Source organism: Mycolicibacterium vinylchloridicum (assembly GCF_013404075.1).
GTDB lineage: Bacteria > Actinomycetota > Actinomycetes > Mycobacteriales > Mycobacteriaceae > Mycobacterium > Mycobacterium vinylchloridicum.
Genome location: NZ_JACBJQ010000035.1, coordinates 1 through 14,574 on the forward strand (window position 1 = coordinate 1; position 14,574 = coordinate 14,574).

At 67.6% G+C, this 14,574-nt stretch carries 19 protein-coding genes and 1 riboswitch; of the genes, 8 read left to right on the forward strand and 11 right to left on the reverse strand.

What is annotated here, in order from left to right:
* The 4 genes from HPC46_RS24040 to HPC46_RS24055 all read right to left on the reverse strand — a co-directional run.
* The coding region (locus tag HPC46_RS24040; protein ID WP_179474627.1) for a transglycosylase family protein at nt 1-545 on the reverse strand (545 nt) is incomplete at its 3' end.
* Nucleotides 546-554: 9 nt separating this feature from the next.
* A riboswitch (cyclic di-AMP (ydaO/yuaA leader) is annotated at nt 555-741 on the reverse strand.
* 248 nt (nt 742-989) lie between these two features.
* Nucleotides 990-1,235 (reverse strand): MoaD/ThiS family protein, encoded by a 246-nt coding sequence (locus tag HPC46_RS24045; protein WP_179474734.1) that lies wholly within the window; start codon nt 1,233-1,235, stop codon nt 990-992.
* A 16-nt stretch (nt 1,236-1,251) separates the two neighbouring features.
* Nucleotides 1,252-2,316: a GTP 3',8-cyclase MoaA gene (moaA, locus tag HPC46_RS24050; RefSeq protein ID WP_179474629.1), complete on the reverse strand. Its 1,065-nt coding sequence runs from the start codon at nt 2,314-2,316 to the stop codon at nt 1,252-1,254.
* Nucleotides 2,313-2,705, reverse strand: a complete 393-nt coding sequence (locus HPC46_RS24055; RefSeq protein ID WP_179474631.1) for a YccF domain-containing protein — start codon at nt 2,703-2,705, stop codon at nt 2,313-2,315. The genes moaA and HPC46_RS24055 overlap by 4 nt, the downstream gene beginning before the upstream one ends.
* Nucleotides 2,706-2,853: 148 nt before the next feature.
* Between HPC46_RS24055 and HPC46_RS24060 the strand changes: the two genes are divergently transcribed.
* Both HPC46_RS24060 and HPC46_RS24065 read left to right on the forward strand, forming a co-directional pair.
* On the forward strand, nt 2,854-3,264 hold the full coding sequence (locus HPC46_RS24060; RefSeq protein ID WP_005139488.1) for a cold-shock protein: 411 nt from the start codon (nt 2,854-2,856) through the stop codon (nt 3,262-3,264).
* 18 nt (nt 3,265-3,282) lie between these two features.
* Nucleotides 3,283-4,281, forward strand: coding sequence for a glutathione S-transferase family protein (locus tag HPC46_RS24065; RefSeq protein WP_179474633.1), 999 nt, complete (start codon nt 3,283-3,285; stop codon nt 4,279-4,281).
* Here HPC46_RS24065 and HPC46_RS24070 read toward each other — a convergent pair.
* Nucleotides 4,278-4,898, reverse strand: a complete 621-nt coding sequence (locus HPC46_RS24070; RefSeq protein WP_179474635.1) for a winged helix-turn-helix transcriptional regulator — start codon at nt 4,896-4,898, stop codon at nt 4,278-4,280. The genes HPC46_RS24065 and HPC46_RS24070 overlap by 4 nt on opposite strands.
* A 68-nt stretch (nt 4,899-4,966) precedes the next feature.
* Here HPC46_RS24070 and HPC46_RS24075 point away from each other — a divergent pair, with 68 nt between their 5' ends.
* Nucleotides 4,967-5,830 (forward strand): alpha/beta fold hydrolase, encoded by an 864-nt coding sequence (locus HPC46_RS24075; RefSeq protein WP_179474637.1) that lies wholly within the window; start codon nt 4,967-4,969, stop codon nt 5,828-5,830.
* On the opposite strand, the gene HPC46_RS24080 is transcribed toward HPC46_RS24075, so the two are convergent.
* On the reverse strand, nt 5,827-6,318 hold the full coding sequence (locus HPC46_RS24080; RefSeq protein WP_179474639.1) for a DUF2771 domain-containing protein: 492 nt from the start codon (nt 6,316-6,318) through the stop codon (nt 5,827-5,829). The two genes, HPC46_RS24075 and HPC46_RS24080, sit on opposite strands and share 4 nt — an antisense overlap.
* The gene (locus HPC46_RS24085; RefSeq protein ID WP_179474736.1) at nt 6,315-7,922 is read right to left on the reverse strand and encodes an MFS transporter; all 1,608 of its coding nucleotides are present in this window, start codon (nt 7,920-7,922) and stop codon (nt 6,315-6,317) included. Before HPC46_RS24085 ends, HPC46_RS24080 begins: the two co-directional genes overlap by 4 nt.
* Nucleotides 7,923-8,093: 171 nt before the next feature.
* On the opposite strand from HPC46_RS24085, the gene HPC46_RS24090 reads away from it, so the two are divergent.
* Nucleotides 8,094-8,984, forward strand: coding sequence for a DUF3027 domain-containing protein (locus tag HPC46_RS24090; protein WP_407665556.1), 891 nt, complete (start codon nt 8,094-8,096; stop codon nt 8,982-8,984).
* Here the strand turns inward: HPC46_RS24090 and HPC46_RS24095 are convergent.
* Both HPC46_RS24095 and HPC46_RS24100 read right to left on the reverse strand, forming a co-directional pair.
* Complete coding sequence (locus HPC46_RS24095) at nt 8,981-9,433, reverse strand: SRPBCC family protein (protein WP_005139496.1); 453 nt, start codon at nt 9,431-9,433, stop codon at nt 8,981-8,983. The two genes, HPC46_RS24090 and HPC46_RS24095, sit on opposite strands and share 4 nt — an antisense overlap.
* Nucleotides 9,433-9,723 (reverse strand): DUF2530 domain-containing protein, encoded by a 291-nt coding sequence (locus HPC46_RS24100; protein ID WP_179474643.1) that lies wholly within the window; start codon nt 9,721-9,723, stop codon nt 9,433-9,435. The genes HPC46_RS24095 and HPC46_RS24100 overlap by 1 nt, the downstream gene beginning before the upstream one ends.
* A 102-nt stretch (nt 9,724-9,825) precedes the next feature.
* Between HPC46_RS24100 and HPC46_RS24105 the strand changes: the two genes are divergently transcribed.
* From HPC46_RS24105 to HPC46_RS24115, 3 genes are read left to right on the forward strand one after another with little or no spacing between them, the layout of a single operon-like run.
* On the forward strand, nt 9,826-10,257 hold the full coding sequence (locus HPC46_RS24105) for an Rv0880 family HTH-type transcriptional regulator (protein WP_179474645.1): 432 nt from the start codon (nt 9,826-9,828) through the stop codon (nt 10,255-10,257).
* Complete coding sequence (locus HPC46_RS24110) at nt 10,254-11,081, forward strand: TrmH family RNA methyltransferase (RefSeq protein WP_179474647.1); 828 nt, start codon at nt 10,254-10,256, stop codon at nt 11,079-11,081. The genes HPC46_RS24105 and HPC46_RS24110 overlap by 4 nt, the downstream gene beginning before the upstream one ends.
* Before the next feature lie 49 nt (nt 11,082-11,130).
* Entirely contained in the window at nt 11,131-11,403 is a 273-nt protein-coding gene (locus HPC46_RS24115; RefSeq protein WP_179474649.1) for a DUF2537 domain-containing protein, read from the forward strand.
* 3 nt (nt 11,404-11,406) lie between these two features.
* On the opposite strand, the gene sepH is transcribed toward HPC46_RS24115, so the two are convergent.
* Together sepH and serC are read right to left on the reverse strand one after the other, a co-directional pair.
* Nucleotides 11,407-12,198: a septation protein SepH gene (gene sepH / locus HPC46_RS24120; RefSeq protein ID WP_179474651.1), complete on the reverse strand. Its 792-nt coding sequence runs from the start codon at nt 12,196-12,198 to the stop codon at nt 11,407-11,409.
* Between the two features lie 72 nt (nt 12,199-12,270).
* Nucleotides 12,271-13,386 (reverse strand): phosphoserine transaminase, encoded by a 1,116-nt coding sequence (gene serC, locus HPC46_RS24125; protein WP_179474653.1) that lies wholly within the window; start codon nt 13,384-13,386, stop codon nt 12,271-12,273.
* Between the two features lie 156 nt (nt 13,387-13,542).
* On the opposite strand from serC, the gene HPC46_RS24130 reads away from it, so the two are divergent.
* The gene (locus HPC46_RS24130; RefSeq protein ID WP_179474655.1) at nt 13,543-14,559 is read left to right on the forward strand and encodes an AurF N-oxygenase family protein; all 1,017 of its coding nucleotides are present in this window, start codon (nt 13,543-13,545) and stop codon (nt 14,557-14,559) included.
* Nucleotides 14,560-14,574 lie beyond the last annotated feature (15 nt).

The window sequence follows — 14,574 nt, forward strand, 5'->3', positions numbered from 1 at the left end:
AGGTCAGCCGGTGCCGGCGGGAGGTCCTGCGGGGCGGGCGGGAGGTCCTGCGGTGCCGGGGGCAGATCAGCCGGAGCGTCCGGAGCGTCCGGAGCGGGAGCGTCGGGCAGCGGAGCGTCGAACGCGACAGCCTCGACCGGCACAGCGTCCGGAGCGGGCTCGTTGATCACGTTGCGCGGCGTCGCACCCGACAGGCCGCGACCGCAGACCGGCCACGCGCCGCGGCCCTGAGTGGCCAGAACGTGCTCGGCGATCGCGATCTGCTGGTCCTTGGTGGCCATGTTGGCGGCCGGGGCGTACTGGCCGCCGCCGTGGGCGGCCCAGGTGCCGGGGGAGAACTGCAGGCCACCCTGGTAACCGTTGCCGGTATTGATGGCCCAGTTGCCGCCGGACTCGCAGCGGGCGACCTGATCCCATTCGGCATCGGGAGCCGCTTGGGCCTGGCCGGCGAAGGCGATGCTGCCGCCTCCGATGACCGCACCCGTAACCGCGATCTTGGCGACGCTGACAGACGATGAAGTGGGCTTGCGATGCCGTCCACTCATATGGCGATGTTTTCCTCTCGTCAATGCGCCTGCGAGGTCAGCTGTCGGGTTCGGGCTGGAGAGGTCGCCCGGCCGTCGTCGTCTCTGCTCGAGACGATCTCGGCTTCACCCCAAGGAATCTGCGTGCGATTCCTGGTCCTAATCGGTGGACCGGTGGGTCCCCCGCCTCCATCCATGGTTCTCGTTGGTCCCTCCGCTCCTTGGATGGAGCTGAGCGCTAGAAGCGGAGAGGGCCTTCCCCCGGGGGGAGGGGGTGGACCTGGCAGAGACGCTAACGGCAACCGAGAGAGCCGTCACCTTTTGCAAATTTCGGCGTTTCTGCTAGTGGCAAACCTGATAAAAGGTTAAAGCCCCACTACGTTTTGGCGTTAGCCCAGGTAATCCGGATAGAAAATTCCCCCGTGGCCATCTCGTTACCTGATCGTGATGTGACGTAAATCACGATCATCCGCCGGCGAAGGGGGGTAACACGTCGAGGGTCTGGCCCGATTGCAGTTCGATGCCCTGATCGCGGACCGCGATGCCATCGCACAGATATGAACATCGCTGTAACACGCGTGCCAATTCATCACTGCGGCAACAGAGTTCGTTCACCACATCGGCGACCGTCGCGCCGTGGTGAACGGTGAGCAGGTCCGACTCCGTTCCGGCCGCAGCTCGGGCCGCAGCGAAGAAGCGGACAGTCACCATGACCGGTGCGGTCACCTCAGCCACCGATCGCGCTCATCGGCCGCTGCGGCTGCACGAATCCCGGATCGTTGATGCCGTGCCCGGCCGCCTTGCGCCACATCGCCGAACGCCAGGCCGACTCCACGGCGTCGTCGTCGGCGCCGCCCCGCAGGAGGGCGCGGAGATCGGTCTCCTCGGCGGCGAACAGGCAGTTGCGGACCTGACCGTCGGCGGTCAAACGGGTGCGGTCACACGCTGAGCAAAACGCGTGCGACACCGAGGCGATGATGCCGACGGTGGCCGGCCCGCCGTTGACCTGCCACAGCTGAGCCGGGGCCGATCCGCGCGGCGCCGGATCGGCGGTCAGCTCGAAGCGTGCGGCCAGTGCCGCGAAGATCTCGTCGGCGCTCAGGCTGGCGTCGCGGCTCCATAGGTGTGAGGCGTCCAGCGGCATCTGCTCGATGATGCGCAGTTGGTAGCCGTAGCGCAGGCAGTAATCCAGCAGCTCGACGGCGTCGCTCAGGCCGGTGCCAGCGTCCAGCACCGCGTTGACCTTCACCGGCCCCAGCCCGGCCTCGGCCGCCGCCGACAGGCCGTCCAGCACGTCGGAGAGCCGGTCGCGGCGGGTGATGGCGGCGAAGTGCGCGGCGTCGAGACTGTCCAGGGAGACGTTCACCCGGTCCAGGCCGGCGTCGGCCAGGGCCCCAGCGCGCCGCGCCAGGCCCACCCCGTTGGTGGTCAGAGCGATCTCGGGGCGCGGGCGCAGCGCGGCGACCGCGGCCACGACCTCTTCGAGGCCCCGATAGAGAAGCGGCTCCCCGCCGGTGAAGCGGACGCTGTCGATCCCGAGCCGGGTGACGGCCAACGTCAGCAGCCGGACCAGCTCGTCCCGGCTCAAGAGCTCCTCGCCAGGCAGCCAGTCCAGGCCCTCGGCCGGCATGCAATAGGTGCAGCGCAGATTGCATCGATCGGTCAGCGATACTCGCAGATCGGTGGCCACCCGCCCGAACGTGTCGACGAGCGGGCCGGATCGCGGCATCTCGGCCGAGAGATGTTCGGCAGCGCGGCGGATCGTGGGCAAGCCGAGCGACGTCATCGTCATACGGCCACCTGCGGCTGGCCGGCGGGGACGATCTCCTTACCCAGCGGCACCAGGGAGACCGGAATGAGCTTGAGGTTCGCCAGCGCGAGCGGGATCCCGATGATCGTGATCGCCATGGCGGCCGCGCTGACCAGATGGCCGATCGCCAGCCATATCCCGAAGAGCAGCACCCAGATCACATTGCCGATCAGGGCCCCCGGCCGCGGGCCTGGCTTCTCGACGATGGTTCGCCCGAACGGCCACAGGGCATAGTTCGCGATCCGGAGCGCGGCGAAGCCGAACGGAATGGTGATGATCAGAACGAAGCAGATGACCGCGGCCAGCAGGTAACCGAGGGCAAGCCACAGCCCGCCGAACAGCAACCAGACGACGTTCAAGATCAGGCGCATGTCTCCTCCAGCGGTTTGCCCAGCCTACAGAACTAAACAGGGGTGCTGAGCGCACCTGTTCCCGAGTAGGATCACCGTCGCGCGTCTCGCACCGGCGGGACGCTTCGTCATGTTGTCACGAACCCCGTTAGACAAGCAGGTGAGACCAGTGCCGACCGGCAAGGTGAAGTGGTACGACGCCGAGAAGGGCTTCGGCTTCCTGTCCCAGGAGGACGGCGAGGACGTCTATGTCCGTTCCTCGGCGCTGCCCGAGGGCATCGAGGGTCTCAAGGCCGGCCAGAAGGTCGAATTCGGTGTCGCGTCGGGGCGCCGCGGGCCGCAGGCACTGAGCGTCAAACTGATCGATCCGCCGCCGAGCCTGACCCGGACGCGTCGTGAGGCCACCCCGGTCGAACGCAAGCACACCCCGGACGAACTACACGGCATGGTCGAGGACATGATCACGTTGCTCGAGGGCGCGGTGCAGCCCGAATTGCGTAAGGGCCGCTACCCGGATCGCAAGGTCGCCCGGCGGGTTTCCGAAGTCGTCAAGGCCGTCGCCCGGGAACTCGACGCGTAAGCGGGTACAACTGGACTCGTGGGTGCCTATGTCGCCGGCGGCGGCGAGTTCAAGCGCGATACCAACTACATCACCACCCGGATCACCGCTGACGGTGCCGACGGGTATCCCGTCGAGCCCGGCCGCTACCGGCTCATCGTGGCGCGGGCCTGCCCGTGGGCGAATCGGACGATCATCGTGCGCCGCCTGCTCGGCTTGGAGGATGCGCTGTCCATCGGGTTCTGCGGGCCGACGCACGACGAGCGCAGCTGGACCTTCGACCTCGATCCCGGTGGCGTCGACCCGGTTCTCAAGATCCCACGGCTACAGGACGCCTACTTTGCCCGAATTCCCAACTATCCCAAGGGAATCACTGTCCCGGCGATCGTCGAGGTGGCCACCGGCCAGGTGGTGACCAATGACTTCGCGCAGATCACGCTGGACTTCTCCACGCAGTGGACGGCCTACCATCGAGAAGGCGCACCGCAGCTGTACCCCGAGCCGTTGCGCGACGAGATCGACGAGGTGGCCCAGCGGATCTATACCGAGGTCAACAACGGGGTCTACCGCTGCGGGTTCGCCGGCTCGCAGGAATCCTACGAGGCGGCCTACGACCGGTTGTTCACTGCGCTGGACTGGCTTTCGGAGCGGCTGGCCGATCAGCGCTATCTGGTCGGTGACACCATCACCGAGGCCGACGTGCGCCTGTTCACCACGCTGGCGCGCTTCGATCCGGTGTACCACGGCCACTTCAAGTGCAACCGGGCCAAACTGTCCGAGATGCCGGTTTTGTGGGCCTATGCCCGAGACCTGTTCCAGACCCCGGGATTCGGTGACACCACCGACTTTCACCAGATCAAGGCGCACTACTACATCGTGCACGCCGACATCAACCCCACCCGGATCGTGCCGAAGGGGCCCGATCTGTCCGGCTGGCTGACGCCGCACGGTCGAGAAGCTTTGGGCGGCAGGCCTTTCGGTGACGGCACCCCGCCGGGGCCGACGCGTGATGGCGAGCGGGTGCCGGACCAGTTCTAGCGCGCGAACACGGTGTGCACGGCGGAGCGGTCGCCGTCGATGTCGATCGAAGCGGCGACGTCGTCGAGTGTCAGCAGGCCGGTCGCGAGTCCGAGGGTGATCGACGCATCGGCCCGCAGGACAGCGTCGAACTCGCGTCCGTCCGGCAGGCTCACGTCGACACCCGACGCGGTCGCCTGTAACTGGATCACGTCGCCGCCGATGTCGATGCCCACGGTGGCCGTCCGGGTGGGCGCGCGACCGGTGAACAGCGCGGGCAGCGCCACCAGAAGCCATTCGGTGCGGAACTCGTCGCCCTGCGGCCCGCGGATCATGAGCGGAGTGGACCACCGGATCAACCCTGCGATGGGCTCCCGTAGCTGCGCTCCCCATTCGGTGAGGGCGTAGATGGTCGCATTGCCCTCGTCGGCCAGACGCCGTTCGAGGACGCCCGCGGTTTCGAGATCGCGCAGCCGGTCGGTCAGCAGGTTCGTGGCGATCCCCGGCAATCCGTCCCGCAGTTCGCGGTAGCGAGCCGGGGCCACCAGGAGCTGGCGGACGATCAGCAGATTCCACCGGTCACCGACCACATCCAGGGCACGGGCCAGGCCGCAGTACTGGCCGTAGTCTCGACTCATCACAGCTCCACTTGATATTTTAAAGCGAGCTTGATTATATCAATCGAAACTCATCGATAGGGGTGGACATGGCGGTCGCGGAAAGGCCGGCGTGGGTTGACGACACGCTGTTCCCGTTCGAGAGCAAGTTCGTCGAGATCGACGGCCACAGCCTGCACTACGTGGACGAGGGTTCGGGGCCGGTGTTGCTGTTTTTTCACGGCAACCCGACGTGGTCGTTCGTCTACCGCGGAATCATCGAAACTCTTCGCGACGAATTCCGTTGTATTGCAGTCGATTACCCGGGTTTCGGGCTCTCGTCGGCCGCGCCGGGCTACCGGTATCTGCCCGTTGAACACACCGAAGTCATGAGCGCCTTCATCGACGTTCTCGGGCTGAGCGGGGTGACGCTGGTGGCCCATGACTGGGGTGGCCCGATCGGCCTGGCTCTGGTCGAGCGGCACCGGGGCGTCTTCGACAAGGTGGTGCTGGCCAACACCTGGGCCTGGCCGATCGGCGCGCCGCACGTGCAGGTCATGTCCCATGTGATGGGCGGGCCACTCGGCCGGCTGCTGATCCGGCAGTTCAACCTGTTCGTCAACGTGATGATCCCCGCCGGGCACCGGTTGGCCAAGCCCGACGACGTCGAGATGAGCCACTACCAGAAGGCCCTCGACAGCCCTGGCCGGCGCAACGCGTCCGCCATCTTCCCCCGTGAGCTCACCGCCAGCCGGGCGTTCCTCGCCGGCGTCGAGGCCGGGCTCGACGGAATCGCGGACATGCCCGCGCTCATCATCTGGGGCGATGCCGATATCGCGTTCGGAGACAATGAATTACGGCGCTGGGAAAAGACCTTCATCAACCACCGGACGGTGATCCTCAAGGGTGCGGGTCACTTCGTCCAGTCCGACGCCCCCGAGGGCTTCGCCGCTGCCATCCGGGATTGGCGTTAGCTCCAGACCAGCCGCACCGACCACTCGGCGTGCGGGGCGTCGCGCAGGTCGCCGTTCTGGTCTTGCACCAGGGTGAGCAGCTGCACCACCACTCCGGTCAGCTTGCCCCGCTGCGGGTCGACCGTCGGAATCGTCACGGCCAGTTCGGTATCGGGCCGGTAGATGGTGGTGGTCGAGTTCCGCTCGTCCTCATAGACCCGCAGTAGCCGCCACGGCGCCCGCCCGATCGACGTCGGCACCGAGAGCTGGACGGGATAGCGCTCGTTGACCGCGAGCTCACCCTGGGTCTGTGGGTTCTGACAGTCGTTGAGGTTCACCACATTGCAGTAGACGAACGGTCCGACGCGAACCGACCGGCCGTGGGAGTAGGCACTGATCTCGGGCAGCCGGGATCCGGTGTCGCGGGTCAGCGCCCACGCACCGACCCCGGCGCCGATCGACGCGCACACGACGAGGACCACCAGCAGCCGGCGAACCCACCGAGTCACTGGTTGGTCACCGTCGATGCCCCTTCGGGCTCGGCCAGCACCGGACGGTTACCGCCGAAGCCGGGGATCAAGGAATCGCCGCGGTAGCTGACGATGGTCTGCGCCAGGCCGATGATCAGCAGCGCGGAGATCGCGGTGAAGCCTACCCACAGTTGGGTGGACACCAGTACCCCGAGCGCGCCGCCGAGCACCCAGGCCAGCTGCAGCACCGACTCCGAACGCCCGAACGCCGAGGCCCGTGACTCCTCGGGCAGGTCGTCCTGCAGCGACGCGTCCAGCGACGCCTTGGCGATCGCCGTCGCCCCCGAGGTGATCAGTGCGGCCACCGCCACCACGATCAGGTTGCCGGTGACCGCGGCCACGAGTGCCATCACCGTCACCGCAACCGTCGTGCGGGCGACGAGCATCGATGGCCTGCCGAGCTTCATGCGTGCCGCAGTGAAGTTCCCCGCGAAGTTCCCGATCCCGGCCGCCGCACCGATCAGGCCCAGCATGGCCAGCTGCTCCCAGCTGTTGCCCTCATGGGACTTGGCGACGAACGCCGGGTACAGAAACAGGAACCCGACCATCGCCTTGATCGTGCAGTTACCCCAGAGCGAGGTGATGATGTTGCGGCCCAACGGCTGTCGCCGGGCCCCCTTCTTGTTGGGCGGTTCGTGGTCGGTCCAGCGCAGCGGGCCGGTGTCACCGTGGTAGGTCAGGGTGGCCGGCACCTCGCCTTCGGTCACCTCCACCCACTTCGGGATCCTCATCGACCACGAGGCGCCCGCGACGGAGACGAAGACGACGACGAACAACGCGCCGGGCAACTCGAAGACCGTGGTGAGTAGATACTCCGTCGCCGCGGCGATACCGCCGCCGACGATCGTTCCGCCGATGAGGCCGAACATCGTCAGTCGGGAGTTCACCCGAACGAGGTCGATCGTCGGTGGCATGACGCGTGGGGTCACCGCACTGCGCAGCACGGAGAAGGACTTCGACAGCACCATCATTCCCAGCGCGCACGGGTAGAGCACCCATGACGGGTAACCGCCGCTGGCGCCGTCGTAGTTCATGATCAGCACGATCCCCAGCACGGTGCGCAGGATGAACGACATCGCCAACGCCGCGCGGCGGCCGTGCTGCACACGATCCAGCGCCGGGCCGATGAGCGGGGCGATCACCGCGAACGGCGCGATCGTGATGAGCAGGTACAGCGCGACCTTGCCCTTGCTCTCGCCGGTCGCGGCGGCGAAGAACAACGTGTTGGCCAGGGCGACGGCCATCGCCGAGTCCACCGCGAAGTTGGCGACCACCGGCCAGGTGAGTGCGGTCAGGCCGGACTTGTCGGCACCGTCGGCGGTGGCCGCCCGATGCACCATCGAATACATCCGCGACCCCATCTCGCGGCTGCGCATCGCTGCGGCGCGGGTGACGGTGACGCGTTCGCCCGCACTGTTGCCGACACCACCATGCGAGCCCGGCGGCGGAGCGGACAGGTTCTCGGTGCGTTGACCGTGATCGCCCAGCGGCGGTAGGTAGCGGTTGGCGCTGGGAGTCGGGTTGGACCGCCGGCCGGCTCCGGGACGGCGGAGACCGTCGCCGTCGCTGGGATAGTTGGCCATGCCCGGGTGTTCGTCCGGTGCGCCGGCAGACGAGCGGCGACCCGGCCCGAAAGCCGGATTCCCGCGGGGCTCGTCACGGCGGCTTTCAGACACGCCACGATTGTCCCCCATCGCGGCATGTGCGGCGTGCACGTGACCGGTGTGGCTGCAGACCCGGGCCGTGAGGCAAGATTGGTGACGATGGACAGCTCGATCGACTCCGCAGAAGCCACGGCATCGGCCCAACCCGGTGTGCCGTCAGACGCGGCCGCCGCCGTCCTGAGCGGCGCCGTGGAGCAGGCCCGGCAGGCGATCGTGGAGTTCAGCGGCGACACCGTCGGCGAGTACCTCGGCGTCAGCTTCGAGGACGAGAGCGCGGCAACCCACCGATTCCTGGCGAAGATGACCGGTTATCAGGGCTGGCAGTGGGCGGTGGTTGTGGCGGCCTGCCCGGGCGCGGACCACGCGACGGTCAGCGAAGTGGTTCTGGTGCCCGGTCCGACGGCCCTGCTGGCCCCGGCCTGGGTGCCGTGGGAAGAGCGCGTCAAGCCTGGCGACTTGAGCCCCGGCGACCTGCTCGCGCCGGTGAAGGACGATCCGCGGCTGGTCCCGGGGTACACCGGCACCGGTGATCCGGCGATCGACGATGTCGCTTATGAGGTCGGCTTCGGCCGCCGCCAGGTGCTCAGCGCCTTGGGCCGCGACGATGCCGCGCAGCGCTGGCACGACGGGGATCACGGTCCCGGGGCGCCGATGGCCCGCGGGACCAAGCGGGTGTGCCGCGACTGCGGATTCATGGTTCCGCTGTCCGGTGCGCTCGGAGTCATGTTCGGGGTGTGCTGCAACGAGATGTCGGCCGACGCCCACGTCGTCGATTTCGAGTACGGCTGCGGCGCGCATTCGGATACTCCGGCGCCGCCCGGTAGCGGGTCGCCGATGTACGACCCATACGACGACGGGGTGCTCGAGGTCGTCGAGATCCCGACGGTCGAGCCGCCGGCCATTGCCGAGGCGCCCGAACCTGCCGAAGCGGACGAGGCTCCCGAATTGGCCGAAAACTCCGAAACGGCCGAGCAGACTTAACTTTCCGCGGCGGCCTTGATGCGCGCCAGTGATGTGTTCATGCCGTCGACGAGTTCCTTCTCGAAGTTCGGTACCCCACCCATCACCGCATTGACCGTCATCGTCGAGACGGCCTTGACGCCGTTCTCGGCGTGCCGGGTCTCGACGACGCGGGTGCCGGTGGCGGTGGCCTCGAGCTCATAGCACCAGACGGTGTTGTTGGCGTTGACGCGGAAGGCCAGCTTGCGCTCGGGGATCAGTTCGGTGATCGTCGACGTCGTCGGCCAGAACAGGTTGTTGCGCCGGTTCAGGTTGACGGTGCGAGTACCCGGCTTCACCTCACCGAGCGGTTTCATCATCCGGCACTGCGGGCTCCATTTGGGCATGTTGCCCAGGTCCGAGATGAGCGACCACACCCGGCTCACCGGAGCGTTGATGTCGATCTCGGCTTGTAACAGCGGCGCTGCCATCACTTCTCCTCGGTTGTTCCGCGTTCATTTCGGCTCGGCTCGAGACCGGTCTGCGCGCCTCGCGCACCGCGTCGGGCCGCGGTGCGTTGCCACAGGAATATCGACGTGCCGACCACACCGGTGCCCAGCCCGGCGATCGCGATCGGGCGCCAGGACTCGCACGCGCCGATCGTGAACGCAGCGATGGTGGCCAGCAACCACAGCACGGCCCCGGCGACGATCACCGGCCACGGATCCAGCAGGGCCGCGGGCAGCGCCGGCGGCTCGGGTTCGGGCTGATCGGAAGGCATTGTCGTCCAAGGTAACCGATCGAGGTGGCGCCCCGCTCCGCAGTTCGACACTTGTCCGGTTCATCGTTGGTCAGGTGATGTGGTGTCGTAGTGTTTGCGATTGTGTTGGACGGTGACCTGCGGCTGGCCAGCGACTTGTCGCTGGCCGTCATGCGGCTGGCACGCCAGCTGCGTTTTCGCCGGTCCGAATCACCGGTCACCCTTTCGCAGTTGTCCGCCCTGGCCACCCTGGCCAAAGACGGCGCCATGACGCCAGGCGCACTGGCGGTCAAGGAACGGGTCCGCCCGCCGTCGATGACCCGGGTGATCGCCTCGCTCGTCGAACTCGGCTTGGTGGTGCGCACATCGCATCCTGCCGACGGACGCCAGGTCCTGGTCGAGGTGTCGGAGTCCGGCGCCGGGCTGGTCGACAGTGAGCGCCAGGCCAGCCAGGAGTGGCTGCGTGGCAGGCTTGCGACATTGGACAGCGAGGACCGCGACGTCTTGCTGCGGGCAGCCGACCTGATGACCATGCTCGTCGACGAAGACGCGTGAGCGGCAAGGCTTTCGGGGCGTTCGAAGTAGTCGACATCACTGACCCCGGTGATCCCCGCGTCGATGACTTCCGCGACCTCAACAGTGTCGACCGCAGACCGGACCTGCCCAGCGGCAAGGGCCTGGTGATCGCCGAGGGCGTGCTGGTGGTCCAGCGCATGATCGCCTCGCGCTTCACCCCGCACGCCTTTCTGGGCACCGATCGTCGCCTCGGTGAATTGAGCGGCGATCTCGCCGGCGTGCCGGCGCCGTTCTATCGCGCCTCGGCCGAGGTGATGGCCGATGTGGTCGGCTTCCATCTCAATCGCGGTGTCCTCGGCGCCGCGCGGCGACCTCCCGAGCTGGCGCCGGCCGACGTGCTCGGCGGCGCGCGCACGGTCGCCGTCCTGGAAGGCGTCAACGATCACGAGAACCTCGGGTCGATCTTCCGCAACGCCGCCGGGCTCGGCGTCGATGCCGTCATCTTCGGCACCGGCTGCGCCGATCCGCTCTATCGGCGCGCAGTGCGGGTCTCGATGGGGCATGCGCTGCTGGTGCCGTTCGCCCGTGCGCAGCGGTGGCCTGCCGACCTCGGCGAGCTGCGCACGCGTGGATTCCGGCTGCTCGCGATGACTCCAGACCCGGCGGCGCAGACGCTGGCCGGGGCGATGTCCGGTCTGGCGGGTGACAAGGTCGCAGTGCTGGTCGGTGCCGAGGGGCCCGGGCTGACCGAGACGGCGATGCGGGCCAGCGACATCCGGGTCCGGATCCCGATGTCGCGGGGTACCGATTCGCTCAATGTCGCCACCGCCGCGGCGCTGGCGTTCTACGAGCGGGCACGGTGATTAGGGTTCGGAGGGCAGGAGCGAAGCGACCCGGGAAAGGGGTGAGCCCATGAGCGAGGAGTCGACGCCGTGGGGGACCGGCCTGACCGTGGCGGCATTCGTCGCGGCGGTCACCGGCACCGCGATCGTGGTGCTGAGCATCGGCATGATCCGGGTGCATCCGCTGGTTGCGATCGTGCTCAATCTGATCGCGGTCGGCGGGCTGGCGCCCACGCTGTGGGGGTGGCGGCGCATCCCGGTACGACGGTGGTTCGTTCTCGGCGCCGGAATCGGAGTCGCCGCCGGGTGGGTGACGCTGCTGGCGTTGACCGCCGCGCGGTAGGGCTCAGCGCTCGCCGCTGGAACGCACGCCCAGCAGGACGTCCTCCCAGCCGGGCACTGCGGGCTTGGCCTTGGCGCGCCGGGCCCGGGGTGCCGGCGCCGGCGCAGCAGGCGCGGGGGCAGGCGTCTCCTCGACCGGAGCCTGAGCCGGAGCGGGTTGCTCCTCGAGTTCGAGTTGCGCGACGGGAGCGACGGGCCGCAGCACCGGGCGTTCGAATGCCGGGTCGATCAGCTCGCTGGCGGCGTCGTCGAGGGCGGCGACCGTGCCGCCGTGGGCCCCCGGGCTGAAGCGGAAATGCGCGACGTTGTCGGAGAGTCCGGCCTGCCAGGCCATCTGCACGACCCAGCGGCCGTCTTCACCGCGCCAGGCATCCCATTCGGTCGCCTCGGGGCTGAGGCCGCGCGCGACGAGGGCGGTGGTGATGGTCTCCTGCAGGGTCGTCACGGCCGGCCCGTCGGCGAGCACCGGATGAGCGGCCGACGCCAGCTCGGCCGCCCGCGCGCGCTCCAGCAGTACGGGGTGGGCGAAGCGCTCGACCTTGCTGACGTCCATGCCGGATGATGCGGCAACTTGTTCGACGGATGCACCCGCACGGATGCGCGCTTGAATATCCCTGGGTCGCAACACGCCTTTGACCTCTTTGTCCCTCAGAGTCTGGCCCAGCGACCGGTCGCCGCGGACGGCGGCGCGCAGTCGGTCGTCGACCTGCAGGGTGAACTTGTCGGCCGGGTCGGGACCTTCACAGATGATGTGCCTGCCGTCGACATCGAGTCCGATCACCCTGAGTTCTCGCATGTCGACCTCCTTCTACGTCGGCGAATGTAACCCGGGCGTCGCAATGTAACGGTCAGGACACGCCGGGTGTGACTAGAGGTGTTCGACGACCCAGTCCACGCACTGGGTGAGCGCCGAGACGTCATCGGGCTCGACCGCCGGGAACATCGCGATGCGCAACTGGTTGCGGCCCAGCTTGCGGTAGGGCTCGGTGTCGACGATCCCGTTGGCCCGCAGCACCTTGGCCACCGCCGCCGCATCCACGTCGTCGCTGAAATCCACGGTCCCGACGACCTGCGACCGCAGTGCGGGGTCGGTGACGAACGGGGTGGCGTACGACGACGCCTCGGCCCACGAGTACAGCCGCTGCGACGAGTCGGCAGTGCGCTTGACCGCCCAATCCAGCCCGCCGTTGCCATTGAGCCAGTCCACCTGTTCGGCCATCAGCACCAGGGTGCCGATCGCCGGAGTGTTGTAGGTCTGGTTCTTGAGGCTGTTGTCCACCGCGATCGGCAGCGACAGGAAGTCCGGCACCCACCGGCCACCGGCCGCGATGGCCTCGATGCGGGCCAGCGCCGCGGGGGAGACGACCGCCAGCCAGAGCCCGCCGTCGCTGGCGAAGTTCTTCTGCGGCGCGAAGTAGTAGGCGTCGACGTCGTTGACGTCGACGGGCAGCCCGCCCGCCCCGGAGGTGGCGTCGATCAGCACCAGGGCGTTTCCGGAGTCGGCAGGGCGGCACACCGGAACGGCGACGCCGGTCGATGTCTCGTTGTGCGCCCAGGCGATGACGTCGACCGAGGGATCGGACTGCGGTTCGGGGGCGCTGCCCGCGTCGGCCTTGATGACGATCGGGTCGTCGATGAAGGGGTTGGCCGTCGCGGCCGAGGCGAATTTCGAGGAGAACTCGCCGTAGGTGAGGTGCAGCGAGCGCTTCTCGATCAGGCCGAACGCGGCGGCGTCCCAGAACGCGGTCGCGCCGCCGTTGCCCAGGATCACCTCGTAGCCGTCGGGCAGCGAGAAGAACTCGCGCAGCCCGTCGCGCACCCGTCCGACCAGGTTTTTCACCGGGGCCTGGCGGTGCGAGGTGCCGAACAGTGCGGCTGAGGCCTGCAGGGCCTGCAGCTGCTCGGGGCGCACCTTCGAGGGGCCGCAGCCGAACCGGCCGTCGGCGGGCTTGAGATCAGCGGGGATCGTGAGCGGTTCAGCCATGCCTCAAGCCTAGGAGTCCGCGCGATCGCCCATGAAACAGAGGGGTATACCGAGGCGTTCAGCAAACCCGAAAACGGGTATGGACAAGTATGCGATACCCGCGGTACTGTTTGGACAACTACCGCCCTAATGTAAACCCTCTTTGAGGAGACTGTCATGGCGAGAACCAAGATCATCCGGCGCTGGCGTCGCAACATGGACGTCTCTGACGACATCGCCTATGTCGAGAAGCTGATGACCCTCTCCGAAGGGTCGGTGCGGCGCAACTTCAACCCCTACACCGATATCGACTGGGACTCGCCGGAGTTCGCCGTCGTTCCGGGCGACGAGCGCTGGATCCTGCCGGCGACCGACCCGATCGGACAGCATCCCTGGTACCAGTCGCAGCCGAAGGAGCGGCAGATCGAGATCGGCATGTGGCGGCAGTCCAACGTCGCCAAGGTCGGACTGCACTTCGAGTCGATCCTCATCCGCGGCTTGATGGAGTACGCCTTCTGGACGCCCAACGGCTCACCGGAATACCGCTACTGCCTGCACGAGGCGGTCGAAGAATGCAACCACACCATGATGTTTCAGGAGATGGTGAACCACATCGGCGCCGATGTGCCGGGCATGCCGCGGCTGCTGAAGTGGGTCCAGCCGGCGATCCCGCTGGTGGCCGGTCCGCTGCCGATCCCGTTCTGGTTCGGCATCCTCGCCGGCGAGGAGCCCATCGACCACACGCAGAAGAACGTGCTGCGCGAAGGCAAGACGCTGCACCCGATCATGGAGCGCGTGATGGCCATCCACGTCGCGGAGGAGGCGCGCCACATTTCGTTTGCCCACGAGTACTTGCGCAAGCGGGTGCCGCACCTGCCGCGGCGTAAACGATTCTGGTTGTCGCTCTACGTACCGGTGGTGATGCGCGTGCTGTGTTCGGCGATCATCGTGCCGCCGAAGGCGTTCTGGAAGGAATTCGACATTCCCCGCTCGGTCCGTAAGGAGATCTTCTTCGCCTCGCCGCAGTCGCGGCAGATGCTGCGCGACATGTTCGGCGACGTCCGGATGTTGTGCCACGACACCGGATTGATGAACCCGCTGGCAAAGCTGATCTGGCGGATCTGCCGGATCGACGGTGCGCCGAGCCGCTACCGCAGCGAGCCGCAACGCCAGCACGTCGTGAGCGCCGCGTAGACCCAAGGAACCCAC